This is a genomic window from Actinoallomurus sp. NPDC052274 (assembly GCF_040679475.1).
GTDB lineage: Bacteria > Actinomycetota > Actinomycetes > Streptosporangiales > Streptosporangiaceae > Actinoallomurus > Actinoallomurus liliacearum.
Genome location: NZ_JBFAUT010000049.1, coordinates 23,897 through 47,303, shown reverse-complemented (window position 1 = coordinate 47,303; position 23,407 = coordinate 23,897). Strand labels below are relative to the sequence as shown.

At 72.1% G+C, this 23,407-nt stretch carries 25 protein-coding genes; 15 read left to right on the top strand and 10 right to left on the bottom strand.

Translation table 11 applies throughout. The features are described from left to right. Positions 1-9 precede the first annotated feature (9 nt). From AB0K82_RS32395 to AB0K82_RS32385, 3 genes are all read right to left on the bottom strand, one after another. On the bottom strand, positions 10-390 hold the full coding sequence (locus AB0K82_RS32395) for a hypothetical protein (protein ID WP_364404370.1): 381 nt from the start codon (positions 388-390) through the stop codon (positions 10-12). Positions 391-448: 58 nt separating this feature from the next. After that, positions 449-2,527, bottom strand: coding sequence for a hypothetical protein (locus AB0K82_RS32390; protein WP_364404368.1), 2,079 nt, complete (start codon positions 2,525-2,527; stop codon positions 449-451). A gap of 382 nt (positions 2,528-2,909) precedes the next feature. Next, positions 2,910-3,503 carry an Hsp20/alpha crystallin family protein gene (locus AB0K82_RS32385; protein WP_364404366.1) on the bottom strand — a complete coding sequence of 198 codons (594 nt, stop codon included), beginning with the start codon at positions 3,501-3,503 and terminating at the stop codon, positions 2,910-2,912. A 321-nt stretch (positions 3,504-3,824) separates the two neighbouring features. Here AB0K82_RS32385 and AB0K82_RS32380 point away from each other — a divergent pair, with 321 nt between their 5' ends. The 12 genes from AB0K82_RS32380 (at position 3,825) to AB0K82_RS32325 (ending at position 13,896) form a co-directional block, all read left to right on the top strand. After that, positions 3,825-4,514 (top strand): hypothetical protein, encoded by a 690-nt coding sequence (locus AB0K82_RS32380; protein ID WP_364404364.1) that lies wholly within the window; start codon positions 3,825-3,827, stop codon positions 4,512-4,514. Positions 4,515-4,520: 6 nt separating this feature from the next. Further along, positions 4,521-5,774 carry an SRPBCC family protein gene (locus tag AB0K82_RS32375; protein ID WP_364404363.1) on the top strand — a complete coding sequence of 418 codons (1,254 nt, stop codon included), beginning with the start codon at positions 4,521-4,523 and terminating at the stop codon, positions 5,772-5,774. A 25-nt stretch (positions 5,775-5,799) separates the two neighbouring features. Beyond that, the gene (gene gvpJ / locus AB0K82_RS32370; protein ID WP_364404361.1) at positions 5,800-6,198 is read left to right on the top strand and encodes a gas vesicle protein GvpJ; all 399 of its coding nucleotides are present in this window, start codon (positions 5,800-5,802) and stop codon (positions 6,196-6,198) included. A 1-nt stretch (position 6,199) separates the two neighbouring features. Continuing rightward, a complete protein-coding gene (locus AB0K82_RS32365) occupies positions 6,200-6,991 on the top strand; it encodes a GvpL/GvpF family gas vesicle protein (protein WP_364404359.1) in 792 nt (263 codons plus the stop codon). A 3-nt stretch (positions 6,992-6,994) separates the two neighbouring features. Then, the gene (locus tag AB0K82_RS32360) at positions 6,995-7,237 is read left to right on the top strand and encodes a gas vesicle protein GvpG (RefSeq protein ID WP_364404357.1); all 243 of its coding nucleotides are present in this window, start codon (positions 6,995-6,997) and stop codon (positions 7,235-7,237) included. 34 nt (positions 7,238-7,271) lie between these two features. Continuing rightward, positions 7,272-7,682, top strand: coding sequence for a gas vesicle protein GvpO (gvpO, locus tag AB0K82_RS32355; RefSeq protein WP_364404356.1), 411 nt, complete (start codon positions 7,272-7,274; stop codon positions 7,680-7,682). Between the two features lie 132 nt (positions 7,683-7,814). Next, positions 7,815-8,237, top strand: a complete 423-nt coding sequence (locus AB0K82_RS32350) for a gas vesicle protein (protein ID WP_364404354.1) — start codon at positions 7,815-7,817, stop codon at positions 8,235-8,237. Beyond that, positions 8,230-9,021: a GvpL/GvpF family gas vesicle protein gene (locus tag AB0K82_RS32345; protein ID WP_364404352.1), complete on the top strand. Its 792-nt coding sequence runs from the start codon at positions 8,230-8,232 to the stop codon at positions 9,019-9,021. Before AB0K82_RS32350 ends, AB0K82_RS32345 begins: the two co-directional genes overlap by 8 nt. Then, entirely contained in the window at positions 9,018-9,266 is a 249-nt protein-coding gene (locus AB0K82_RS32340; protein WP_364404350.1) for a gas vesicle protein, read from the top strand. Before AB0K82_RS32345 ends, AB0K82_RS32340 begins: the two co-directional genes overlap by 4 nt. Beyond that, complete coding sequence (locus tag AB0K82_RS32335) at positions 9,263-9,616, top strand: gas vesicle protein K (RefSeq protein ID WP_364404348.1); 354 nt, start codon at positions 9,263-9,265, stop codon at positions 9,614-9,616. The genes AB0K82_RS32340 and AB0K82_RS32335 overlap by 4 nt, the downstream gene beginning before the upstream one ends. 143 nt (positions 9,617-9,759) lie before the next feature. Beyond that, the gene (locus AB0K82_RS32330) at positions 9,760-12,342 is read left to right on the top strand and encodes a tetratricopeptide repeat protein (protein ID WP_364404346.1); all 2,583 of its coding nucleotides are present in this window, start codon (positions 9,760-9,762) and stop codon (positions 12,340-12,342) included. Positions 12,343-12,975: 633 nt separating this feature from the next. Next, positions 12,976-13,896 carry an undecaprenyl-diphosphate phosphatase gene (locus AB0K82_RS32325; RefSeq protein WP_364404344.1) on the top strand — a complete coding sequence of 307 codons (921 nt, stop codon included), beginning with the start codon at positions 12,976-12,978 and terminating at the stop codon, positions 13,894-13,896. Here the strand turns inward: AB0K82_RS32325 and AB0K82_RS32320 are convergent. Beyond that, positions 13,845-14,885, bottom strand: coding sequence for a M56 family metallopeptidase (locus AB0K82_RS32320; protein ID WP_364404342.1), 1,041 nt, complete (start codon positions 14,883-14,885; stop codon positions 13,845-13,847). The two genes, AB0K82_RS32325 and AB0K82_RS32320, sit on opposite strands and share 52 nt — an antisense overlap. A gap of 108 nt (positions 14,886-14,993) precedes the next feature. Here AB0K82_RS32320 and AB0K82_RS32315 point away from each other — a divergent pair, with 108 nt between their 5' ends. The 3 genes from AB0K82_RS32315 to AB0K82_RS32305 all read left to right on the top strand — a co-directional run bounded on the left by AB0K82_RS32315 (position 14,994) and on the right by AB0K82_RS32305 (position 17,212). Next, positions 14,994-15,365, top strand: a complete 372-nt coding sequence (locus AB0K82_RS32315) for a BlaI/MecI/CopY family transcriptional regulator (protein ID WP_364404417.1) — start codon at positions 14,994-14,996, stop codon at positions 15,363-15,365. Positions 15,366-15,423: 58 nt separating this feature from the next. Further along, entirely contained in the window at positions 15,424-16,311 is an 888-nt protein-coding gene (locus AB0K82_RS32310) for an alkaline phosphatase family protein (protein ID WP_364404340.1), read from the top strand. A 115-nt stretch (positions 16,312-16,426) separates the two neighbouring features. Continuing rightward, the gene (locus AB0K82_RS32305; RefSeq protein ID WP_364404339.1) at positions 16,427-17,212 is read left to right on the top strand and encodes a M14 family zinc carboxypeptidase; all 786 of its coding nucleotides are present in this window, start codon (positions 16,427-16,429) and stop codon (positions 17,210-17,212) included. A 57-nt stretch (positions 17,213-17,269) separates the two neighbouring features. Here AB0K82_RS32305 and AB0K82_RS32300 read toward each other — a convergent pair whose 3' ends face one another. The 6 genes from AB0K82_RS32300 to AB0K82_RS32275 all read right to left on the bottom strand — a co-directional run bounded on the left by AB0K82_RS32300 (position 17,270) and on the right by AB0K82_RS32275 (position 23,104). After that, positions 17,270-18,439, bottom strand: coding sequence for a glycosyltransferase family 4 protein (locus AB0K82_RS32300; RefSeq protein WP_364404337.1), 1,170 nt, complete (start codon positions 18,437-18,439; stop codon positions 17,270-17,272). 169 nt (positions 18,440-18,608) lie between these two features. After that, the gene (locus tag AB0K82_RS32295) at positions 18,609-19,367 is read right to left on the bottom strand and encodes a hypothetical protein (RefSeq protein WP_364404335.1); all 759 of its coding nucleotides are present in this window, start codon (positions 19,365-19,367) and stop codon (positions 18,609-18,611) included. 106 nt (positions 19,368-19,473) lie between these two features. Beyond that, the gene (locus AB0K82_RS32290) at positions 19,474-20,133 is read right to left on the bottom strand and encodes a response regulator transcription factor (RefSeq protein ID WP_364404333.1); all 660 of its coding nucleotides are present in this window, start codon (positions 20,131-20,133) and stop codon (positions 19,474-19,476) included. Continuing rightward, complete coding sequence (locus AB0K82_RS32285; RefSeq protein ID WP_364404331.1) at positions 20,130-21,353, bottom strand: histidine kinase; 1,224 nt, start codon at positions 21,351-21,353, stop codon at positions 20,130-20,132. The genes AB0K82_RS32290 and AB0K82_RS32285 overlap by 4 nt, the downstream gene beginning before the upstream one ends. A 6-nt stretch (positions 21,354-21,359) precedes the next feature. Continuing rightward, the gene (locus AB0K82_RS32280; RefSeq protein WP_364404329.1) at positions 21,360-22,178 is read right to left on the bottom strand and encodes an ABC transporter permease subunit; all 819 of its coding nucleotides are present in this window, start codon (positions 22,176-22,178) and stop codon (positions 21,360-21,362) included. After that, positions 22,175-23,104: an ABC transporter ATP-binding protein gene (locus AB0K82_RS32275; RefSeq protein ID WP_364404327.1), complete on the bottom strand. Its 930-nt coding sequence runs from the start codon at positions 23,102-23,104 to the stop codon at positions 22,175-22,177. The genes AB0K82_RS32280 and AB0K82_RS32275 overlap by 4 nt, the downstream gene beginning before the upstream one ends. Positions 23,105-23,407 lie beyond the last annotated feature (303 nt).

Genomic DNA, 23,407 nt, shown 5'->3' with positions numbered 1-23,407 from the left:
CCCTCAAACCTAGTGGTCGGCCCCGGCGTAGGCGCGGCGGACGGCCTTGCGGCTCACCAGAACCGCGACGACGGCCAGCAGGAGACCCACGACCGCCTGCTCGACCTTCATCCAGGCCGGGAAGCCGTCGTGCGGAAGCGCGACGATGACCACGATCGCCACCGGGGCGACGGTGGACATCAGCCGCATGCGCCGATAGGCGGCACGACTGCCGTGGTGGCTGCGCCTGGCCAGCGCGATGAGCAGGACGGCGATCACGACGACGATGGTGCCGCGGATCCACACGGCGGCGCTGCCGCCGATGATTGCCGCGACGCCGAGGGTGGTGATCGAGATGACCAGGACGGTGACGAAGAGGGCGCGGATCGACTCGTACAACTTCTTATCCATATGGATAATCTTATCCGCGCGGATAAGAAGTTGTCGATGGTTCCGTGTCCGCCGGACGTCAGAGCCTGACCCCCGCGGGCACCTGGTTCCGGAACTCCGGGTTCAGGCGGATCGCCGTGCGCAGATGCTCCCGGCCCAGGCCGCTCTCACCTCGCCCCACCAGCAACAGGCCGAGGTTGAGGTGAGCCGCCGCGTTGCGCGGCTCGACTCGCAGATCCCTCTCGTAGAAGGAGATCGCTTTCGCCGGTCTGGTCGCGGTCAGCAGCACGCCCAGGTTGTAGAGCGCACTGCCGAACCGTGGATCGATGGCCAGGGTCTTCAGGTACTCGAGCTCCGCCTCGGTGGATCTCCCGCTCCCCTGGAGGATCACGCCCTTGTTGTAGTGCGGGACCGCGTCGCGGGGGGCGATGCGGGCCGCCGCCGTGTAGTCGATCAGGGCGCCCTCCGTGTCGCCGCCCTCCTGGGCGGAGCGTCCCGCGCCGACCAGTCGATCCGCGGCGTCGCGGGGGAGGCGTCTCGGATCGAGTTCCGCCGTCTTCTGGAAGAGGCAGGCGCCGGGCGCCGTGTACACCAGCGTGTAGTGCGCCCACAGGTAAGAGGACACCTGCGGGGTCCAGGGCACGAAGCTGCTCCGCGGTGACACCAGGTACAGGTAGTCGGCCTGGCGCATGGCGGCCTCCCACTCCCGGACCAGCCGTGGCTCGAACGGGCCCGCATAGGGCGGCGGGTGCGCCGGGTCGGCCGCGAGCCATTGCCCGTAGACGTCCACCGTCGCTGGACAACGTCGGTTCGTGGTGAGGCGGTCGGCCTCGATCAGGGCGGTGGCGCCGTCGAACACCACACAGGCGCCTCTCCGGATGTAGGAGGCGAGATCTCGCCCGGAGTCGACATAGGAGGCCGTGTAGTTCCGTGCGTAACCGATCCGCGCCAGGGCGGCGGCATAGGCGACGACCAGGAGAGTCGTCATCGCGGTTCGTCGCAGGAGTTTCACGTTGCGTTCCGTTCCGAAGCGGCTGATCGTCACCGCGCGCGCGAATCTGCCGACGACCACGCCGAGGAGCAGCGCGAGAAAGACACCGGGAAAGTAGCCGTAGCCGTTGAAGAACTGCCGCGGAACGCACAGCCCGGCCACCGTCGCGAGCGCGGCGGCGAGGACGAACCAGTCCAGTGCGACGCGGTCGCCGGCCAGGGCGTAACTGACGACGACCGCCGTCATCAGCGCCGCCAGCACGCCGGTGGCCACGACGGATGCCGCGGTCAACCCGGGTACGCCGCCAAGGCCGGTCATCCACGCGAACCGGTCCGTGACCGCCATGGACGCCCATCCCGAGGTGCCCCGGCTGAGCTGTACGAAGAACACGTCATGGAGGAATCGTCCCGGGGCCAGGGCGAAGAACGGGGCGACGGGCACCGCCGCCCCCGCCGTCATGCCGCCTACCAGCCACCGGAGCGGCCCGCGTCGCCCGTCCCTCAGGTGGAAGACCAGGTAGACGGCCAGGACGGCCGCGATCGGCAGCACCGCCCAGATCTTCACCGCACAGGCGAAGCCGAGCGCCAGGCCACCGGCGAACGTCCGGCGGCGACTCGACGTCAGGGTGCCGGTCCCGCCGAACAGGGCGAGTGCGCCGAGGAGGCAGAACACGAGGTGATAGGCCTCGAGTTCGACGGTGTTGGCGGCATCGAAGGCCAGCGGAGAACACGCCAGCGCCACGCCCGTCGTCATCATCGCGACCCGCCCGCGATGCCGTACGAGCAGCGTGCCGAGCACGGCGACTCCCACCGCCATCATGGCCGTCAGCACGCGGGCGATCGCCATGGCCACCGGCTCGCCGACCAGGTCGGCCAAGGCCGCGGCGGGCGCCAACATCAGCGGCAGACCCGGCGGATGCAGCAAGGTGAAGTCTCGATAGGGAAGTTCTCCGCCGGCCAGCCGCAACGCCGCGCCGAAATAGACGCCGTCGTTGTAGGAGTTGAGCTGGTGCACTCCGACCAGGGCGTGCGGCCGGGAGAACTCCCAGACGAGCAACGCGGACGCGAGGAGCCCCACACCACCGACCACCGCCCGGCGCCCCCACGACGGCGGTACGCGGATGGCGGGCATCCCCGTTCCGGACCGCGACAGACCTTCGATCTTCATGCCCACCAGGGTCCGGCACCCCTCGCCACGTGCCCGGCTCGACAGCCGGGCACATGGCAACCGGGAGCCGCTCCGCACCGAATCTTGACCTTGCCGGTCCCGCCGACGCGAACCCTCGGGTCTTCGACGGCTAACGGCCGGGACGCTGCACGGGCCGAGAATAGGCAGGTCTCGGGCCGGTCGCGGCCGCGTCGTCGCGGCGGGCACGGCCACCCCGATGCGGGTGCGCTTGAGCCGCCGGCGGGCCGGGTTCGCGGCGCACGTTTGCCGGGGCCGGCGGATCCGCTCGGACGGCGACGGTTCCTGCGGCAGAACTCACCGCGAGACCGCCGCGGCCATGGCCCGCGGCCTGCCGTTCCTTCGACACTACGCCCGGCGCTCCTCAGCGCTCGGGCCGGATCCCCTCACTCGGTATGCCCGCGGAGGGCGGCGTTCCTCCCCCCGGCATCCCGGTCGCCTGTCCTTCGGCGGGCATGCCGGTGGTCTCCGTGCCGCCGGCCGGCATTTCCGCGGGGCGTCCGCCCGTGATCGGGATGTGGTGCCCGTGGGCTCGCCGCGCCTTCGGGATGCGCAGGGTCAGCACCCCCTCTTCCAGGTTCGCCTCGACGTTGTCGGCGTCGACGTCGGATGGGAGCGAGGCGTGGTAGTGGAACCGCCCGACCCGTACGCGCAGCGCGTTCGATCCCTCGGTCTCCTCCCTGACCTCTCCGTTCACGCAGAGTTCGCGGTCACGGATGCCGACGTCGATCTCGTCCGGCATGATGCCCGGCAACTCGAGCCGGGCGACGTAGCCCTCGTCGGTCTCGTCGATCTCCGCCACCGGTACCCACGGACGCTCGGCCTCGGCCTCCACCGGCGCGTGGATGAGCCCGGTCATCCGGTTGAGCAGTTCCTGAACGTCCGCGAAGGGATCCCGGTGCAGCAGCCCGGCCGGCTCCATCCCGTGCAGCCGGCCGCCCCTGGCTCGCCGTCTCATCGGCATAGTCATGACAATCCCCGTATTTGTCAGCATGGGCGCCTTCGTCGGCGTCCACGGTCCGGTTCCGTTGGCGCGGTGACCCCCCGATCACCGCAAACCGCCTTACTTTGCGCCGTACCCGTCGTTATCCGGGCCACACGCAGGCGGGTTTTGCGGACGACACGGAGGGTAAGGCGATCGGTACAGACCTACGTATTGATCGTTTTTACGCTGGATGTCGGCGATATCGGCAGTAGGGGCGGCCGAGGTCGACGATCGGTCAGGGCGGATGGGGGCACGGCACCCGCTCCGACTGCGGGCGCTAAGGGGGACACGATCATGAAGGACGGACTGCGGATCGCCCTCGCCGTCGGCGCGGGTTACCTGATGGGCCGCAGGCGCAAGATGAGGCTCGCGTTGACGCTCGCCGCGGCCGGAGCCTCGGGACGCATCGCTAAGAACCCGGCGAGCCTGGTCAAGCAGGGCACCAAACTCCTGAACACCTCTCCCGAGGTGAAGAACCTGACCGACACCGTTCGCGGCCGCCTCGTCGAGGTCGGCAAGGCGGCGGCCGTCACCGCCGCCAGCAGCCAGATCGACGCGCTCAGCGACCGTCTTCAGCGGCGGACCGAGTCTCTTCTCCGGCCGCCTACGCCCGGTGCCGCCCGGAAGCCGGAGGAGCCCGCGGAGGAGCGGGGCGGCTACGAGGAAGAGGAGGACGAGCGCTACGAAGAGGAGCGCGAGGAACGGCCGAGGCGCCGGCCCGCCGCGCTGCGCAGACCGTCCGCGATCCGTCGCCGGCCGCGGGCCCGGGACCTCCCAGAAGGGGAAGAGGAGGACGTGGAGCGGCCCGGCGCCGCCGAGGAGTACACCGAGGACGAGATCTCCGACCGGCCGCGCGGCGTGCGGCGCCGGGCACCCCGACGAGCGGAGCCGGAGGACGAGTACGACGAGGAGACCGACGACCGGCCGCTACGGGAGGCCCCGCTGAGCGGGCGACGGCCGCCCGTCCGGCGGACGCGGAGGTGAGCGCCGATGACGGAGACGCGCTCGGTGACCGACCCGCTGAAGCAGACCACCGAGCAGCTCGCCGGTGGCGACCTGCTGAAGGACCTGCACGCCGACCGATTGATCAACGAGCTGCAGAGCCTGGTCACCGCCATGGGAACGCGGGCCGCGACGCGCCTGCTCGCGCGGATCGAGGGCACCGCGGACCGGCTCGGCGACTACTCCGAGCACGGCGAGGGCGGGCTGCTGTCCGCCCTGACGGGAGGCGCCGGCGGGGGCCTGCTGTCCGGCCTGGCCAAGCGCGGTGGCGGGAGTCTGCTGTCCGGCGTGGCCAAGGGCGGCAAGGGCGGCCTGCTGTCCGGCCTCGCCAAGGGCGCGGGAGGTGGGGTGCTGTCCGCCCTGTCCGGCGGTGGGAAGGAGGGGTCGCTGAGAGAGCGGCTCGCTCCGGGCCTCGCCGCCGTCAAGGCGTACGCCAAGACGAAGCTGGAGCAGAAGCTGGGCGGGGGCGGCAAAGGCGGCAAGGGCAAGAAGCTCAAGGTCACCAACATCGTCGAGACCCTCGACGTCGGCGCGCCGCTCCAGCTCGTCTACAACCAGTGGACGCAGTTCGAGGACTTCCCGTCGTTCACCAAGAAGGTCGAGGACGTCCAGCAGGAGTCCGACGAGAAGGTCCGGTGGAAGGCGCAGGTCTTCTGGTCGCATCGTTCCTGGGAGTCGACCATCATCGAGCAGGTCCCCGACACGCGGATCGTCTGGCGGTCCCGGGGGCCGAAGGGTTATGTGGACGGCGCCGTGGCCTTCAGCGAGATCGGGCCCGACATGACGCGCATCGCGCTGGTGCTGGAGTACCACCCGCAAGGGCTGTTCGAGCACACCGGGAACCTCTGGCGCGCTCAGGGCCGCCGCGCGCGCCTGGAGTTCAAGCACTTCCGGCGGCACGTCATGACCCAGGCGATCCTGCGCCCCGACGAGATCGAGGGATGGCGTGGCGAGATCCGCGACGGTGAGGTCGTCAAGGACCACGAGACCGCCGTGCGCGAGCAGGAGAAGGCCGAGGGCCGGGAGAAGAGGGCCGGTCCCGAGGAGGAGCCGGAGCGCGAGCGCGCGGGCGAGTACCCGGAGGAGTACGAGGGCGAGGAGGAGCCCGAGTACGAAGAGGGAGAACCCGGCGAGGAAGAGGAGCAGGGGCGCGGTGAGCGCGTGACCTCCGGGAGACGGAGCGGCGACACCGGGCGAGGGGATCGGTCCGAGCGCTCGGCACGCCGCGAGCGCCGCAGGTGACACTGACGCGACCACGGGGGGAACCATGACCACGGCAGTACAGCCGGCGGGCGGAGGGGGGCTCGGACGCCCATCGGGCGGCGGCCTGGCCGACGTCATCGACACGATCCTGGACAAGGGTCTGGTCATCGACGCCTACGTCCGGGTGTCGCTGGTCGGCATCGAGGTGCTGGCCATCGACGCGCGGATCGTCGTCGCCAGCGTCGAGACGTACCTGCAGTTCGCCGAGGCGGCCAACCGCCTGGACCTGACGCAGACCGAGGAGCAGGGCCTGCCGGGGCTGATGAAGGGATTGCAGGAGGGCGGCGCGAAGTACAAGACCCGCGGCGCCATCGAGGGTGTCGGCGAGAAGCTCCGCGAGTTCGTGGGCATGGACGACGCCGAGCGGGCCCCACGTCGGCGCCGCCGGCCGGGGGAGGAGTGAGATGACGGCGCCCGGACAGGCCCGCGAGGCCCAGCAGACCCGGAACGTCGGCTGCTACGTCTACGGCATCCTGCCGGGAGACGTGGAGCTGACCCCCGACGCCCGCGGATTGCGGGACGGCGACGTCGACCTCGTGCGGCACGGGGACATCGCGGCACTCGTCAGCGACATCGACCTGGGCGGGCCGATCGGCCGGCCTGAGGACCTCACCGCGCACGAGCGGCTCCTGGACGACGCCGCCGTGGAGGTCCCCGTCCTCCCGCTGCGGTTCGGCGCGGTCCTCGCGAGCCGGGAGGCGGTCGAGCAGGAGCTGCTGGCCGCGAACCACGATCAGTTCCTCGCGGCGCTGGACGAGATCGAGGGGCGGGTCGAGTACGTCGTGAAGGGCCGTTACGAGGAGCGCGCCGTGCTCCGGGAGATCATCGCGGAGAACCCGGACGCGGCGAGCCTGCTGGAGCAGATCCGCGACCGTCCCGAGGAGCTCACCCGGGACGCCCGGATCCGGCTCGGGCAGTTCATCGAGCAGGCGATCTCCGCCAAGCGCGACGCCGACACCCAGTGGGCGGCCCAGGCGCTGGCGGAGTACTCGCAGGCGAGCGTCCCACGGCGGCCGACGCACCCGGAGGACGCCGTCCAGGTGGCCTTCCTCGTCGAGACCGACCGGCGGTCGGAGTTCGAGAAGGCGGTGGCGAAGATCGCCGAAGAGTGGCAGGGGCGGGTCGGCCTCCGCCTCCTCGGCCCGATGGCGCCGTACGACTTCATCGTCACGCCCGCGCCCGGACCGGGAGGCTGAGCCATGGGCCTGGTCTCCTCGATCCTCACGTTGCCGTTCCTCCCGGTGCAGGGCGTGATCAAGCTGGGCGAGCTCATCGAACAGCAGGTCGAGCAGCAGCTCACCAGCCCGACGGCGATCCGCGCGCAGCTGGAGGAGATCGAGCGGCGGCGGCAGGCCGGTCTCATCTCGGAGGAGGAAGAGGCCGAGGCCCAGCAGGAGATCCTCGGCCGACTGATCGGCGGTCCGGCCACCGGCGCCCCATAGCGGGTTCCGGCCGCCCCGCCGGAAGGGAGAAACCGTGTCCGTCAGCCGCAGAGGCCGGCCGGAACGTGCGCGCGGGCGGCTCGATGACGACGTGGACGAGGACTACGACGGCGAGTACGAGGCCGACGACTACGAGGAGGACGAGCCGGGGCCGGGGCGCCGGGGTGCGGCGCCGGCCGGGTCCGGGCGACTGTCGGCGGCGGAGGCGGCGCACGCCGCACGCAGGGAGATCACCGCGCTCACGGGCAAGACCACGGAGGGCGTGGTGTCGATACGCCCGGCGGAGAACGGCTGGGTCGCCGGCGTCGAACTGCTCGAGGCCCGGCGCGTCCCCTCCTCTTCGGACACGCTGGCGCTGTACGAGGTCGAGGTCGACGAGGAGGGCGGCCTCGTCGCGTACCGCCGGATCCAGCGCTACCCGCGCGGCCGCAGCGAGGCATCATGACCGAGCGTAGCGAGGGCATCGGTGAGCAGAGCATCTTGGTCATGGGGCCGACGAAGGAGGGCTCATGACCGAGCGTAGCGAGGGCATCGGTGAGCAGAGCACCTTGGTCATGGGGCCGACGAAGGAGGGCTCATGACCGGCGGGTACGTCACCCCGTACGGTGGCGGGTCGACCGGTCGGCGTGAGGGGGCCAACCTCGGCGACATCCTGGAGCGCGTCCTCGACAAGGGCATCGTGATCGCCGGCGACATCCAGGTGAACCTCCTCGACATCGAGCTGCTCACCATCAAGCTGCGGCTGCTGATCGTGTCGGTGGAGACCGCGCGTGAGCTGGGGATCGACTGGTGGGAGCACGACCCGTGGCTGACCGGCGACCGGCGCGGCCTGGAAGAGGAGAACCGCCGGCTGCGGGAGCGGGTCGCCGACCTGGAGGAGGGCCGGCGCGGCCGGCGGGCCGTGGAGGCGCCGTACGAGGAGCCGCGTTCGGAGTCGGAGCGCCGCCGCGCCGAGGAGCCGGAACGCCGTCGGATCGACCCGGAGCGCCGCCGTGACTGACACGGGAACGTACCTGTACGCCATCGCCCGGGACACCGGGGCGCCGTTGCCGCCGGGCCTGACCGGGCTGCTGGGCGCGCCGGTCCGGACGGTCACGGAGGCCGGGCTCGCCGCGTACGTGGGGACGGTGCCGCTCGCGCAGTTCGGCGAGGCCGCCCTGAAACGGAACCTGGAGGACCTGGCGTGGCTGGAGGCGACGGCGCGGGCCCATCACCAGGTCGTCGAGGCGGCGGCGGAGACCGGTCCGGTCGCCCCCGTACGGCTCGTGACCGTCTACCGGGGCGACGAGCAGATTCAGGCTCTCCTGCGCGACCGCGCCGAGGAGCTCGCCGACGTCCTCGCCCGCGTCGCCGGGCGCCGCGAGTGGGGCGTGAAGGTCTTCGCCACTCCGCAGGGCGGCGCACCGGACGACACGGGGACCGGCGACGCGTCGGAGAGCCCGTCGGGCCGCCCGGGGACGGCGTATTTGAAGCGGCGCCGGACGAACCTGCGCACGCGCGAGGAGGCATGGCGCCGTGCGGCCTCGCGCGCCGAGCGGATCGACTCCGTCCTCGCCGGGATCGCGGTGGCGCGCCGGCACCACCGGGCGCAGGACCCGCAGCTTTCGGGCCGGGACGACTGGATGGTGCTGAACGGCGCGTACCTCGTCGACGACGAGCGGGGCGAGGAGTTCGCCGCCGCGGTCGCCGCGCTCCGCGACCCGGAGCTGGACGTTCAGCTCACCGGGCCGTGGGCGCCGTACTCCTTCACGATCAGTGAACCCGGAGCGGGAGGGGCCGCGTGACGGTCGACCGTTCCGTCGAGCGCCCGCCGGCCGTACGAGGCGGCGTCCCGGCACAGCGCGTGGCGCTGGTCGACCTGCTCGACCGCCTGCTCGCCGGCGGCGTCGTCATCAGCGGCGACCTGACCCTGTGCATCGCCGACGTCGACCTGGTCCGGATCTCGCTGCGGGTGCTGATCGGCTCGGTCGGCGGCGACGACGTCATCGCACCGCGACGATCCGACCATCCGGGGACGGCGGCACCGTGACCGAGCCCTTCGACGCCCGTCCGCACGACCCGGACGCCGTTCTCCCCGAAGGCGCCCCGGTGCGCCGCGGCGGCCGGCGCATCGAGGCCGACTCCGAGACCGTCCAGCGCGACCTGGCGCAGCTGGTCCTCACCGTGGTCGAACTCGTACGGCAGCTGGTCGAGCGCCAGTGCATCCGGCGGGTCGACCAGGGCGACCTGTCCGACGAACAGGTCGAGGAGATCGGCGTGACGCTGATGCGCCTGGAAGAGGCGATGGAGGAGCTGTGCGAGCGGTTCGGTCTGTCGATGTCGGACCTGAACCTCGACCTCGGCCCGCTCGGCACCCTCCTGCCGACCGACCAGGATTGATCGCGCGATCTCGGCTCATTAGCGGTTGTCCGAAATGCGCCCCGCCGCGCACGGCCTTCGAAGATCAGGTAGATAGGAAGCCGGATTCCTGGCGAACACCGGCCCACGCCGACATGGGCCGAATCGACGGCAGGGGAGACCTCTTGGCGGCGCAGGACGCTGCGAACGGCGCCTTTCCGGATCCGCGCGAAGCCGTGACGGCACAGGAGTTCACCGCGTCGCTCCGGCGGCTGCGCGCCTGGTCCGGGCTGACCTACCGGCAGTTGGAGAAGCGCAGCGGAGTGCAGGGGGTGCCTCTCCCGTACAGCACGATCGCCACGGCGCTGCAGCGCGACACCCTGCCGCGCGAGGAGTTCGTCGAGGTGTTCGTCCGGGCGTGCGGCGTCGACCCGGTGCCGTGGCTGGTGGCGCGCAAACGGCTCGCGGCCGGCGGGACCGAGGCCGCCGGCCCCGCCTGGCCCGCCGAGGACCCGGCCGGAGCGGCCCCGGTGCCGCGACCGGCGCAGCTTCCCCCCGACGCCGGCGACTTCTCCGGCCGGGCCGCCCCCGTACGGGAGCTGACCCGGCTGCTCGTCGACGGGGAGGCCAGGACGATCGTGATCTCGGCGATCGCCGGCATGGCGGGCGTCGGCAAGACGACACTGGCCGTGCACGTGGCGCACGGGGTCGAGGACGTGTTCCCCGACGGCCGGCTCCACGTCGACCTCCGCGCCTATGACGCGCCGCTCGCGCCCGCCGACGTGCTGGCCCGCTTCCTCCGGGCGCTGGGCGTGGACGGCCAGAAGATCCCCGACACGCTGGACGAGCGCGCCGCGATGTACCGCAGCCTGCTGGCGCCTCGGCGCGTCCTCGTCGTGCTGGACAACGCCGCCGACGAGGCCCAGGTGCGCCCGTTGCTCCCCGGTACGCCGACGTGCGCCGTGCTGCTGACCAGCCGGCGGCGCCTGGCCGGTCTGGAGGGCGTGCACCACCTGGACCTGGAGGTGTTCGAATCCGGGCCGTCCGTCGAGCTCCTCGGGCGCATCGCCGGCGCCGACCGGGTGGCGGCCGAGCCCGAGGCGGCTCTGGAGATCGCGGCGCTGTGCGGCGGGCTTCCCCTGGCGGTCCGGATCTGCGGGGCGAGGCTGCGGACCCGGCCGCACTGGCGGCTGACGGATCTGACGCGCCGGCTGCGCGACGAGAGATCCCGCCTCGACGAACTCGCCGTCGGCGACCTCGCCGTGCGGGCCGGACTGTCCCTGAGCTACGCGGGACTGGACGCGGACGCGAAACGGCTCTTCCGTCTCCTCGGCCTGCTCGACGCGCCGGACTTCGCCTCCTGGGTCGCGGACGCCCTCCTCGGCGTCGCGCCCGGGCGCGCGGAGCGTCATCTCGACGAGCTCCTCGACGCCCGGCTGCTCGACGTGCGGAGCGCCGACGGGCCCGGCGTCCGCTACCGGTTCCACGACCTCGTCCGGGTCTACGCCCGCGAACTCGCCGAAACACAGGACGACCCGTCCGACCGGCGGGCCGCGCTCGCGCGCGCGTTCGGCGGCTGGCTGGCGCTCGCGCAACAGGCGCACATCGGGCTGTTCGGCGGCGACTACGCCGTTCTCCACGGGTCCGCCCCGCGCTGGCCGGCCCCCGCCGAGCTGTGCGCGGATCCGGTGGCCTGGTACGAGAGCGAGCGGCCGAGCCTGCTCGCCACCGTCGACCAGGCGGCGCGGCTCGGGCTGGACGAGCTGTGCTGGGACCTGGCGTGCAGCCTGTGGTCCGTCTTCGAGACGGTCGCCCACCACGACGAGTGGCGGGTCACGGCGGAGACGGCGCTCACCGTGACCCGCCGCGCCGGAAACCAGCGGGGAGAGGCCTTCGCGTTGACGGGGCTCGCCCACCTCGCCGTCGCCCGCCAGCGCTACGCGCAGGCCATGGAGTACCTGGACTCGGCGATCCGGATCTTCGAGAGCGTGCGCGAGGAGCACGGTCGCGCGCTGTGCCTGACCATGGCGGCGTACGTCCACCACATGAGCGGTCGCCATGACCAGGCGCTGCCCCGCTACCAGGAGGCTCTCACTGGGCTCCGGCGCGCTGAGGACCACGGCGCCGAGGTCATCTGCCTGCGCTGCATCGCCCAGATCCACCTGGAACTGGCCCGCCCCGATCTCGCCCTGCCGTACCTCGACGCCGCGCGGTCGCTCGTCGGCGGGGCCGACGGAGAGCGCTACCACCCGCAGCTCCTCGACCAGATCGGCCGGTTCCACCTCGGGCTGGGCGAGTTGGACGAGGCCGAGCGGGTGTTCGCCCGGCTGGCGGGCGTCACCGACGAGATCCGGGACCCGCAGGGCGGTGCCGCCGCGCGGTGCGGCCTCGGCGAGGTGCTGTTGCACCGCGGGGAGTTCGAGCAGGCCCGGACACTGCTGCACGAGGCCCTGACGCTCGCCCGCGAGGCGGGCGAGCGCCTGCTCGGCGCCCGCGTCCTGATCGTCCTGGGCCGGTGCCACGCCGGGGAGCACGACCACGGGCGGGCGGTCGTCCTGCTCCGCGAGGCCGCCGACAGGTGCGCGGAGATCCGTACGCCGCTTTGGGAGGCGCGGGCGCTGGACGCCCTGGGCGCCGTGCTGCTCGCCGACGGTGACGTCCGAGCCGCCGAGAGCGCGTGGACCCGGGCCCGGACGCTGTTGGCCACCGCGGGCTCACCGGAGGCCGCCGACGTCGCCGCCCGCCTCGAGAGCCTCGGCACCACATAGCCACCCGTTCGAGAAGGCCGCCGACGTGCCCTGCGGACCGCCCGGCCGGCCACCTCACCGAGCCCGGCTGCCAGGTCCCGGACGGTTTGGGCGCGCGGAAGCCTGCACCAGGCGCTGACCCACCTGGACGAGGCGCTGGCGATCTACCGCCGACTCGGGCACCGCGTCGGCGAGAGCGTCAGCCGCGGCAGTCTGCCGCGTCCACCACGACCTCGGGCGGGTCGAGACCCGACCAGGCGGCGCGGTACGCCCGCCAGGCGTTCACCGTCTTCCGCGACACCGGCGATCAGCGGCTCGAGGCCGAGTGCCTGAACGCGATGGCCGACCATCTGCCCCCGGCCGCGCACGAAGAGGCGAGCGCGTACCACGAGAAGGCCCTGACGACGGCGCGCCGCGTCCAGTACCGAGGGGGCCCCTGGACGCGGCGACGGGACGGGCCGCCGTCGAACCCCTGTGGCGGCGGGCTCTCGAGCCGTTCGAGACGCTCGGGTCGGTCGAGGCCGAGCAGGGGCGCGTGCTCCTGACGAACCGGCCCGGCTGACTCGGGCGGGCTCCCGAAGCCTCGTCTTCGCTACGATTGCGATAGTAATAACTATCGCGGTAGTAGTTCATCTCCAAGTCGTAGGGGTACGGGTGTCGCATCTGACGTATACCGAGGCCGCCGTGGTCGGGCTGTTCCAGGGCGTGGCCGAATTGTTCCCGGTCTCCAGTCTGGGGCACAGCGTCCTGATCCCGGCCCTGGTCGGTGGCCGGTGGGCACGGGATCTGAACGTCTCGACGCCCGAGTCGCCCTATCTCGCCTTCATCGTCGGCCTGCACGTGGCCACCGCGCTGGCGCTGCTGGTCTTCTTCCGGCGAGACTGGATCCGGATCATCGGCGGCTTCCTCTCCTCGCTGCGCGATCGCCGCATCGAGACCCCGGACCAGCGCCTGGCCTGGCTGATCATCGTGGCGACCATCCCGGTGGGCATCGTCGGGCTGTTCGCGGAGCACACGTTCCGGACCGTCCTCGGCAGGCCGGTTCCCGTCGCCGTCTTCCTCACCCTCAACGGCGTGGTCCTGTACGCGGGGGAGCGGCTGCGCCGCCGGGAGTCACGCACCGCCGACCGGGCCGTCGCGGCCTCGGTCGGGACCACGGCGACCGACCTGGCCGTGGCGTCGGACCGGCGCCTGGCCCGGCTCGGGTTCGGCCGGGCCGCGACCATCGGCGCGGCGGAGATCCTCGCGCTGCTGCCCGGCATCAGCCGGTCGGGCGTCACGATGGTCGCCGGCCTGCTGCGCGGGCTGTCCCACGAGGACGCCGCGCGCTTCTCGTTCCTGCTGGCCACCCCGGTCATCCTCGCGGCCGGGCTGCTGAAGATCCCCGACCTGACCGGCCCGCTCGGCAAGGGCATCCACGGCCAGGTCCTGGTCGGCAGCGTGCTGTCGGGCCTCGGGGCGTACGTGTCGGTGCGCTTCCTCACGCGGTACTTCGAGACCCGGACGCTGACGCCGTTCGCCGTCTACTGCGTCCTGGCCGGGCTCGGCAGCCTGATCTGGCTCGGGGTCCGCTGACGGACGTCGGCCGCCCGGCCGGCGCGGGCGGCCGCGAGGACGGTTCCAGCGGTCTCGGGCCTGTGGTGGCGGTGGACCTCCACGGCCTCCATGCTGCCCCGGAGATCGGTGGCGGCGTCCAGCGCGCCCCCGCCCGACAGCGCCACGCAGGCGACCAGGGCCGCCGCCATGCCGGGCAGCAGCCGAGAGCGTCGCGCCGCCGGAGCGGTCAGCAGCGCCGCGACGCGACGGGGGACGGGACCGGCGGTCGCGGAGAACGTCCCCGCCGGGGCGACGCCCGAGCCCGCCCGGCCGCCGGCCAGCGCCGCCCGCGCGATGGCGCGGGCCGCGAGACGCCGGTCCCCGACCGCGTCCGCCGCCGACTCGTCGGCCCAGCGTTCGAGGTGGTACCGCAGCGGCGCGCGCAGCGCGATCAGCGCCGGATGCATGACGGCCGCCACGTCCATCACCAGGGTGAACCAGTGGTGGCGGCCGGACAGGTGCGCGCGCTCGTGGGCGAGCAGCACCTCGCGTTCCCGGGAGTCGAGGGCACGGAGCATGCCGGTCGTCACCACGACGGTGCCGGGGCGTCCGGGTACGGCGTAGGCGTCCGGGAGGTCGTCCGGCAGCACGGCGAGACCGCCGCGCCGGGTTGGCGCGGTCTTCGCGGCAAGCAGCAGGGTGGTGATCCGACGGTGGAGCGTCCAGCCCGCGAGGCCGACCGCGACGGCCAGGGCGATGCCGGCCGCCCAGGCCAGCGGCAGCGGGGTCGGCGACATCCGCCGCAGCAGGAGCGGCGACAGGTGCTCGGCGGACGCCACGGAGCCGAGCCGGAGCACACCCGCGCCGGTCAGCAGGCCGAGTGCCAGCATGGTGCAGCCGGACAGCAGGGCGCCGGTGGCGGCCAAGAGCCAGGAGGCCGGTCGGGGTGCCAGGCGGTCCGCGAGAAGGCGGACGAGCGGCACCGCGAGCAGGGGGACCAGCAGCGGCATCCAGACGTCGATGACCATGCCGTTCATTATGGGCCCGGGAGACGGTGGCGGGTCGAGGGCTGCGCCCGGTCGCCGGTCGATCTACTATCGAGGTAATACCTGAGGTGTCTGGAGCGGGACGTGACCATGGAGCATGAGCCGGGGCGGCGACCCGCCGGCATGCTGGAGGACGCCGTGCTGGCCGCGCTGTGGCACGGCGGCCGGCCGATGAGCCCGGCGGACGTGCAGGCCGTGCTGCCCGACACGCCGGCCTACACGACGGTGATGACGACCCTGGCGCGGCTGCACCGTAAGGGCCTGGCGACGCGCACCCGCGAGGGACGCGGGTTCGTCTACTCGCCCAACGTCGACGAGGCCGCCCACACGGCCACCGCGATGCACGACCTCCTGAGCCGCCGTCGCGACCGGGCCGCGGTGCTGGCCCGATTCGTCTCCGAACTGAGTCCCGAGGACGAGGTCCTGCTGCAGCAACTGCTGCGCCAGGAAGACACCGAGTGATTTTCGGCCGGATGCTACTATTTGAGTAGTAGTTGAGCTCTCGCATGGGAGGCCTGTCGTGACGGACCGACGTGTCCACCGCGCACTGCTTCTCATGGCGACGCTCCTCACCGCGTGGTCGACGGCCGGCTGCGGGAACGACGGGGTGACCCACGCCGTCGGCCCGCACCCGACGGTCGGCGCGGTGCCGCGGCCCGCGCACGTGGTCGTCGTGGTGCTGGAGAACAAGTCCGACCGGCAGGTGATCGGCACCCCCGACGCGCCGTACATCAGCTCGCTGGCCCGGTCCGGTGCGCTGTTCACGAACTCCTACGCGGTCCGGCACCCGAGCGAGCCGAACTACCTGGCGCTGTTCTCCGGGTCGACCCAGGGGCTGACCGACGACTCCTGCCCGCACACCTACTCGGCTCCGAACCTCGCCTCGGAGCTGTCCGCGGCGAGGCTGACCTTCGCGGGCTTCGCCGAGGCCCTGCCAGTCTTCGACCGGACCGCCTGCGTCAGCGGCCGCTACGCCCGCAAGCACGTCCCCTGGGCGGACTTCCCGGACCTGCCGGACGCGGTCGGACGGTCCTTCGCCGACTTCCCGTCCGACTACTCCGCGCTGCCCACGGTGTCGTTCGTCATCCCGGACATGTGCGACGACATGCACAACTGCCCGGTCAAGACCGGCGACTCCTGGCTCAGGGGCAACCTCGACGGCTATGTCCGGTGGGCGAGCACCCACGACAGCGTGCTCATCGTCACCTTCGACGAGAACGACGGCTCGCCCGGCAACAAGATCGCCACGATCTTCGCCGGAGCGCGGGTCAAGCCCGGGAGGTACCCGGAGAAGATCGACCACTACAGCGTGCTCCGGACGATCGAGGACGCCTACGGCCTCTCCCACGCCGGGATGAGCGCCTCGCGCAGCCCCATCACCGACGTCTGGGCGACCGGCCCGAGCTGACCCCGGAGCCGGAGGTCTCCCGGTAGGTTTCCAGGTAGGGGCGAAGTCCGCGGTCGAGCGGCGCGTTCCTCCCGTTCGCTCCGGCGGCCGGCGTGCGCCAGGGGGTGAGGCGACCGTGACCAGGGGAGGACCGGCCCGGCCCCGGTGGGGCCGCGGCGGCACGGCGCGGCTGATCGCGTTCACCCTGGTGCTGATCCCGCCGTGCGCCTGCGCGAGCCCCGGCGACACCGCGACGACGCCTCGCCCCGCCTCCCCGCCCGCGACGGTCCACCGCACCCTCTCCCTGGGCAGGTCCGTACGCGGCCGCCCGCTCGTCGCGGTCGAGTCGGGCGACCCGGCGGCCCCGCGCAAGGTGCTCGTGGTCGGCTGCGTGCACGGCGACGAACCGGCGGGGATCGCGGTCGCCCGCGCCCTCATCGAGGGTCCCGCCCCGGCCCACACCGACCTGTGGGTGATCCCGGTTCTCAACCCGGACGGGGTCGCCGCCCGTACGCGCGGCAACGCCCACGGGGTCGACCTCAACCGGAACTTCCCCGCTCGATGGCGGTCTCTGGGGCCGGCGGGTTCGGAGTTCTTCGCGGGCACCGGGGCGTTGTCGGAGCCGGAGTCCCAGGCCGCCGCCGCGTTGATCCGCAGGGTCAGGCCCACCGTGGGGATCTGGTTCCACCAGCACATGGCCGTCGTCGACACCTCGGAGGGGCCGACGGCCGTCGCGCGGCGCTTCGCCCGCCAGGTGGGGCTGCCCGCCCGGCCGCTGACCGACTACCCCGGCAGCGCCACCGGATGGGAGAACACCGTGGTGCCCGACAGCGCCTTCGTGGTCGAGCTGCCGGCCGGCGAGCCGCCCGCCCCGGCGGTGCGCCGGTACGTCGCCGCCGTCCGGACGATCACCGGCCCATGACCGCGGACCCGCGACCTTCCTGGTACGACCGTCCCGGCCGCGGTCCCACCGCGCGACCTATCGACGCACGCGGCCTTTCGCGGGGGCGGCGCGAAGGTCGGTGAGCAGGGTCTCCCATTGCCGGGCGGTGGTGGCGATGTCGTAGCGGGCGGCGGCCTCGTGGGCGGCCGCGCCCATGGCGCGGCGCTCGCCGGGGTCGTCGATGAGCCGGCCGAGCGCGTCGGCCAGGGCGTCGCCGTCGCCCGGGGGTACGAGGAGCCCGTTCCGGCCGTGGGTGATGATCTCACGTGGGCCCTGGGGGCAGTCGAAGCTGACGACCGGGACGCCGCAGGCGAAGGCTTCGATGATGGTCATGCCGAAGCCTTCGAAGGAGGAGGACAGCGCGACGATGGAGGCTTGGGCGAACGCGGCGTAGACGTCCTTGGTGCGACCCATGAACGCGACCTTGTCGCCCAGGTCGTGGTACGCGGCGACGGTGCGCAGCCTGTCGAGTTCGGGGCCGGTCCCGTACAGGCGCAGGATCCAGTCGGGATGGGTGGCGGCGACTTTGGCGAAGGCGGCGATGAGTCGTTCGTAGTGTTTGACCTTGGCCATCCGGCCGGCCGCGGCGATCACGGGAGCGTCCAGGCCGGAGAGCGGCTTGGCGCCCGTGGGCAGGGCGTTGGGGATGACCTCCAGACGGGTGGGCGCGTCGGCGAGGAAGCCGGTGTAGGCGCGCCGGTCGGCCTCGGTGAGGGTCACCAGGGCGTCCAGGCGCGGGTACCAGCGGCGCATGTGCTCCCTCAGGCCCGGGCGGTGCGCGTCCAGGTGAAGGTGTTCCTGACCGACCACGACGACGTCGCTGGGGGCGAACCGGGCGGCCAGCAGATTGAACGCCGGGCGGGTCGTGACCAGCACATCGGTCTCCAGCCCGCGCAACGCCTGCCACATCCGGTAGTCACCGCGCAACGTGACCTCCGGCCAGATCCTCTCGCTGCGGGGCACCAGCCGGCTGTTGTGCCGGCCCAGCCGGGCATCGAGGCGACCGGGACGTACTCCCTCGCGAAGGTCCATCAGCGTGCGGACGCCGATCCGCTCATCGATGGCGAAGAACGGATCGGCCCGCTGCCGGTGCAAGGTGATGATCTCGACCTCGTGTCGCATGGCGAGGTGGCCGGCCAGAGTGAGGGTGGCGCGAATCGTGCCACCCATGCCGTAGGCGGACTTGAGAAGAAACGTGATCTTCATGCGCGGCATCTCCAAGGGAGCGGACATCAGCTCGGCGGCTCCGGGCCTCGGAGCCGCCGAACTGACGGGGGTTCACGCCGAGCCGACTCAGCCAGCGACCGGTCGAACAACTACTATTCAAATAGTATTACCGCGATAGTACTACTTGATGCCCGGCTGTTCCGGTCGATCACCGGCCGGACGCGTGTGCTCCCCGCCGGCCGGCGGTGGTGTCCCTGCGAGTCACGCTCAGGTAGCCGACGAACCCGAAGATGATCAACGCCAGGACGAGGCTGACCGGACCGGTGCCCAGGGCGAGGCCGCCTCGGTCGCGCGATACGCCCAGCCAGTCGGCGAACGACGCGCCGAGCGGCCGGGTGAGGACGTAGGCGACCCAGAAGGCGGCGATCGCGTTCATCCCGAGCAGGCCGTAGGCCAGGGCCGGAACGGCGATCAGGACGGCGAACATCACGCCCGAGGCGAGGTAGCCGAGATGGAGCGTGACCGCGGTCATGTCGCCCGTGGCGGTGCCGAGCGCGAACGTGGTCATGACCGTGGCCCAGTAGAACAGCTCACGCCGCGTCGTCACGATGCTGTGGATCGACAGCGTCCGCTCGCTCGCGTACCAGATCGCGAAGACCGCGGCGAGGGCGACGACGAAGAACGCGGTGGAGATGACGTACGGAACGCCGAGGGCGACGTGCAGCACATCGGCGGCCATCGTGCCGAACACGCTCACCAGGACGATGGCCGTCCAGTAGATCCAGGCGACATAGCGCCGGACGTAGAACTGCAGCGCCAGTGAGGCCGCCAGGACGATGCCCGCCACGGCCACCGCGACGATCGGATCGAGGCGATGGGCCAGGTAGTCGGAGGTCGTCTCGCCCATCCCGGTGGTCAGGACCTTGACGATCCAGAAGTAGGCCGTCACCTCCGGGACCTTGCTCATCGTCCGCCGGCTGACGGCGCGGGGGCTGTTTCGCAGTTGACTCGTCGCCATGTGGCTCGTCGACCTCGTCCTCTCGTGTTCTCGTGTTCTCATCTGGTGGGGGTGGTCAGGTGGGCCGCAGCAGTCCGGTCTGATAGGCGAGTACGACGGCCTGGACGCGGTCGCGGAGGCCCAGCTTGGGGAGGATGCGGCTGACGTGCGTCTTCACCGTCGCCTCGGACAGCCCGAGCGACACCGCGATCTCGGCGTTGGACAGGCCACTGGCCATCTCGATCAGCACCTCGCGCTCCCGGTCGGTGAGCCGGGCGAGCCGCGGATCGTCGGCCGGGCCCGGCCGCGCGGGGTTCTGGCGGGTGAACGTCTCGATGAGCAGCCGGGTGAGGCGGGGCGCGACGACGCCGTCGCCCGCGGCGACCGTACGGATGCCCGCGATCAGTTCGGCGGGCTGGACGTTCTTGAGCAGGAAACCGGCGGCGCCCGCGTGAAGGGCGGCGAAGGCGTACTCGTCCAGGTCGAACGTCGTGAGGATGAGGACCCGCGAGGCCGCGTGGTCACGGGCGATCCGCTCGGTGGCCTCCAGACCGTCCATGCCCGGCATCCGTACGTCCATCAGCACGACGTCGGGGGCACCCGAGGCCACCTCGGCGAGGGCCTCGGCGCCGTCGCCGGCCTCACCGACGACGGTGATGTCGGGTTGCGTCTCCAGGACCAGCCGGAACCCCATGCGCAGTAGCGGCTGGTCGTCGACGAGCAGGACCTTGATCACCGGGTGACCTCCAGCTGGGACGGCTCGAAGCGGGCGTGCACCCGCCAGCCGACATCGGGCAGCGGGCCGGCCGTGAGCCGGCCGCCGTAGACGGCGACGCGTTCGCGCATCCCGGCGATGCCGTGTCCGGCGCGCCGCCGGCCGGCCGGAACGGCGGCGACCGGCCGCCCGTCATCGGTGACCTCGACGTCCACCCGCTCCGGGGCGTACTCGATCCGGACCCGTGCCGTGGTCCCGGGAGGGGTGTGCTTCCGGACGTTCGTGAGCGCCTCCTGGACGAGGCGGTAGATGGCGAGTTCGGCCCCGGAGGCCATGGCGGGCGGCCGCCCGGCCACCACGAACTCCACCGCGAGCCCCGCGGCGCGTACCTCGGTGAGCAACGCGTCGAGCTGACCCAGCCCGGGCTGCGGACGTCTGAGCCGAGCGGCGGGCTCGTCCTGGCGGAGCACCTCGAGGACGCGCTGCATCTCCGCGATGGCCTGGCGTCCGATCTCCGACGCCTTGGACACGGCGTCGGCGGCCCGCTCCGGCGCCGTCGGCAGGGTGTAGGCGGCGCCGTCGGTCAGGGCGACCATGACCGAGAGGCTGTGGGTGACGATGTCGTGGACGTCGCGGGCGATCCGGGCGCGTTCTTCGGCGGCGACGATCTGGGCCCGCTGGTCGCGTTCCCTCTCGAGGCGGGCGGCGCGGTCCTCCAGCGATGCCAGGTAGGCGCGGCGCGTGCGCATGTTCAGCCCGATCACGGCGGCGGCGGTGGTCATCCCGGACAGCAGGACGAACGCCTTCCACAGGTGGACCCGCGGAACCCACTGGTCGGTGGCCATGGCGACGCCGAGTTCCACGACGCCGGCGGCCACGAGCAGCCGGCGCAGCGTCGAATGGGCCGCCACCGAGTACAGCGCGATCAGTACGGCGAGGTCTCCGACCGACAGGAGCACCCCGCCGAGCCACTGAACGAACGCGAGCGCCGCGACCACGGCGAAGGCGGTGAACGGCGCGCGCCGCCGCCAGGCGAGCGGGATGAGGAGCGCGACCTGCAGAACCCAGCCGAGCAGCACGTGCTGTGGCGGGTCCTTGATCAGATGGGGTGCCCCGATCAGGAACAGCGCGAGGGCGAACGCGCCGTCGACCACGGTGGGGTGCCCACCGGTGAGCGCACGGACGCGCGGGCCCCAGCGCGCGACGAGCGCGCCGGGGCCGACCTGGGGCGAGTCGGTCATCGAGGGTCAGGCGTCCCTGCGCTTGAGCAGGTACGCGGCGACCGCCATCGCGATGACGGTGTACAGGACGAAGACGCCGAAGCCCGTCCACGGGCCGAGCGATCCGGGGTCGGGCGCGTTGGTGAGCAGGTCGCCGCCGGCGTTGCTCGGCAGGTACGGCGTGATGTGCCTGCCCCAGGACGTGAGGTTGAGGACCTCGCCCAGGACCGGTAGGACCAGCAGGATGCCGAACAGCGCGGCGATCGCTCCGGCGGTGCTGCGGATGATGGCGCCGAGCGCGGTGCCGAGGAGACCGACGACCGTGAGGTAGAGCCCGACCCCGGTGACGATCCGCAGCGCCTGCGGCGAGGACAGCGTGGCCTGGACGTGCTGGGAGGACAGGATCGCCTGGCCGCCCAGGAAGGTCACGAAGGACACGATCTCCATCAGGACCAGCACGACCACGCTGAACACCGCCGCCTTGGCCCACAGCACGGGGAGCCTGCCGGGGACGGCGGACAGCGTGGCGCGGATCATCCCGGTGGAGTACTCGCCGGTGATCACCATGACGCCGAGCACGCCGACCGCGAGCTGAGCGATCACGTACGGGCGCAGCGGCACGGTCACCGCCATGGTCGCGGCGTCGTGGAGGGGACGGGCGTGGTCGCCGACGCGGCTGGCGAAGCCCCAGCTGAAGAGCAGACCGAGCCCGATGGTCGCGGCGATCGCGGCGAACAGCGACCAGAACGTGGAGCGCAGGGTCCTGAGCTTGATCCATTCGGAGTTCAGCACCCGGACCTGGGTGACCCTGCCAGGGTGCACGGTGGCGGTGGTGGCGGTCGTCATGCCGCGGACCTTTCTGCGGTGCGGGCGGGCGCCCGGTACTCGACGGAGTCGCCGGTCAGCTCCATGAACGCCTCTTCCAACGAGGCCTGCTGCGGAGCCAGCTCGAACAGCGTGACGCCGTTGTCCGACGCGATCCGGCCGATCTGGTCGCTGGTCAGCCCACTGACGAGCAGGGTGCCCTCCTCGGTGTTCGCCACCGTGACGTCCGGGCCGGCGAGGAGGTCCCGCAGCCGGGCGGCCTGGGGGGAGCGGACCTTGACGCGGCCCGTGGAGGCACGCTCGATGAAGTCGGCGACGGAGGTGTCGGCGATGAGCCGGCCACGGCCGATGACGATGAGGTGTTCGGCGGTCAGGGCCATCTCGCTCATGAGGTGCGAGGAGACGAAGACGGCCCGTCCTTCGGCGGCCAGGTCCTTGAGCAGGTTGCGGATCCACAGGATTCCCTCGGGGTCCAGCCCGTTGACCGGCTCGTCGAGGATCAGCGTCTTCGGATCTCCCAGCAGCGCCGACGCGATGCCGAGGCGCTGGCCCATGCCGAGGGAGAAGCCCCCGGCGCGTTTGCGGGCGACCTCCCGCAGGCCGACCAGGTCGATGACCTCGTCGACCCGGCGGCGCGGGATGCCGGTGGTCGCGGCCAGCGCGAGCAGGTGGTTGTAGGCGGTCCGGCCGGTGTGGATGGCCTTCGCCTCCAGCAGCGCGCCGACCTCGTGCAGCGGTGCCGCGTGCTCGGCGTACGAACGGCCGTTCACGGTCACCGAGCCGGAGGTCGGCCGGTCCAGGCCGAGGATCATGCGCATCGTCGTGGACTTGCCCGCGCCGTTGGGCCCCAGGAACCCGGTGACCACCCCCGGTCGGACGGTGAACGACAGGTCGTTCACCGCGGTCTTCTCGCCGTAGCGCTTGGTCAGGCCCTTGGCCTCGATCATCATCGGTTCCTTCGGAAGAGTCGGCGGGGTTTCGGGGAGAAACGGTAGGTCCCGCACCCGGCCGGATCGTCGCCCCTGCGGAGGATTCCGGCAGGTCGCGAAGGTCCACCGTCCGATGTACGGCTACATCCCGGGATGGACGGCCCCGCGCCTCACCTGGGCCGACCGGCGGCGTGGTCGATCGACGGGTCGTGGAAGGCGTCGGCGACACGCTGCCGATTCCGCCCGACCACGTGTCCGGCGATACCGGGCGCGGCCGCCATCAGGAGGAGGACGGCGACGTATCCGAAGTCGGCGATTGCT

Excerpts from the sequence above, each read along its gene's own strand:
- AB0K82_RS32395 (WP_364404370.1), bottom strand. The coding sequence starts at position 390 with ATGGATAAGAAGTTGTACGAGTCGATCCGCGCCCTCTTCGTCACCGTC.
- AB0K82_RS32390 (WP_364404368.1), bottom strand. The coding sequence starts at position 2,527 with ATGAAGATCGAAGGTCTGTCGCGGTCCGGAACGGGGATGCCCGCCATC.
- AB0K82_RS32385 (WP_364404366.1), bottom strand. The coding sequence starts at position 3,503 with ATGAGACGGCGAGCCAGGGGCGGCCGGCTGCACGGGATGGAGCCGGCC.
- AB0K82_RS32380 (WP_364404364.1), top strand. The coding sequence starts at position 3,825 with ATGAAGGACGGACTGCGGATCGCCCTCGCCGTCGGCGCGGGTTACCTG.
- AB0K82_RS32375 (WP_364404363.1), top strand. The coding sequence starts at position 4,521 with ATGACGGAGACGCGCTCGGTGACCGACCCGCTGAAGCAGACCACCGAG.
- gvpJ (WP_364404361.1), top strand. The coding sequence starts at position 5,800 with ATGACCACGGCAGTACAGCCGGCGGGCGGAGGGGGGCTCGGACGCCCA.
- AB0K82_RS32365 (WP_364404359.1), top strand. The coding sequence starts at position 6,200 with ATGACGGCGCCCGGACAGGCCCGCGAGGCCCAGCAGACCCGGAACGTC.
- AB0K82_RS32360 (WP_364404357.1), top strand. The coding sequence starts at position 6,995 with ATGGGCCTGGTCTCCTCGATCCTCACGTTGCCGTTCCTCCCGGTGCAG.
- AB0K82_RS32350 (WP_364404354.1), top strand. The coding sequence starts at position 7,815 with ATGACCGGCGGGTACGTCACCCCGTACGGTGGCGGGTCGACCGGTCGG.
- AB0K82_RS32320 (WP_364404342.1), bottom strand. The coding sequence starts at position 14,885 with ATGGTCATCGACGTCTGGATGCCGCTGCTGGTCCCCCTGCTCGCGGTG.
- AB0K82_RS32315 (WP_364404417.1), top strand. The coding sequence starts at position 14,994 with ATGGAGCATGAGCCGGGGCGGCGACCCGCCGGCATGCTGGAGGACGCC.
- AB0K82_RS32300 (WP_364404337.1), bottom strand. The coding sequence starts at position 18,439 with ATGAAGATCACGTTTCTTCTCAAGTCCGCCTACGGCATGGGTGGCACG.
- AB0K82_RS32295 (WP_364404335.1), bottom strand. The coding sequence starts at position 19,367 with ATGAGCAAGGTCCCGGAGGTGACGGCCTACTTCTGGATCGTCAAGGTC.
- AB0K82_RS32285 (WP_364404331.1), bottom strand. The coding sequence starts at position 21,353 with ATGACCGACTCGCCCCAGGTCGGCCCCGGCGCGCTCGTCGCGCGCTGG.
- AB0K82_RS32280 (WP_364404329.1), bottom strand. The coding sequence starts at position 22,178 with ATGACGACCGCCACCACCGCCACCGTGCACCCTGGCAGGGTCACCCAG.
- AB0K82_RS32275 (WP_364404327.1), bottom strand. The coding sequence starts at position 23,104 with ATGATCGAGGCCAAGGGCCTGACCAAGCGCTACGGCGAGAAGACCGCG.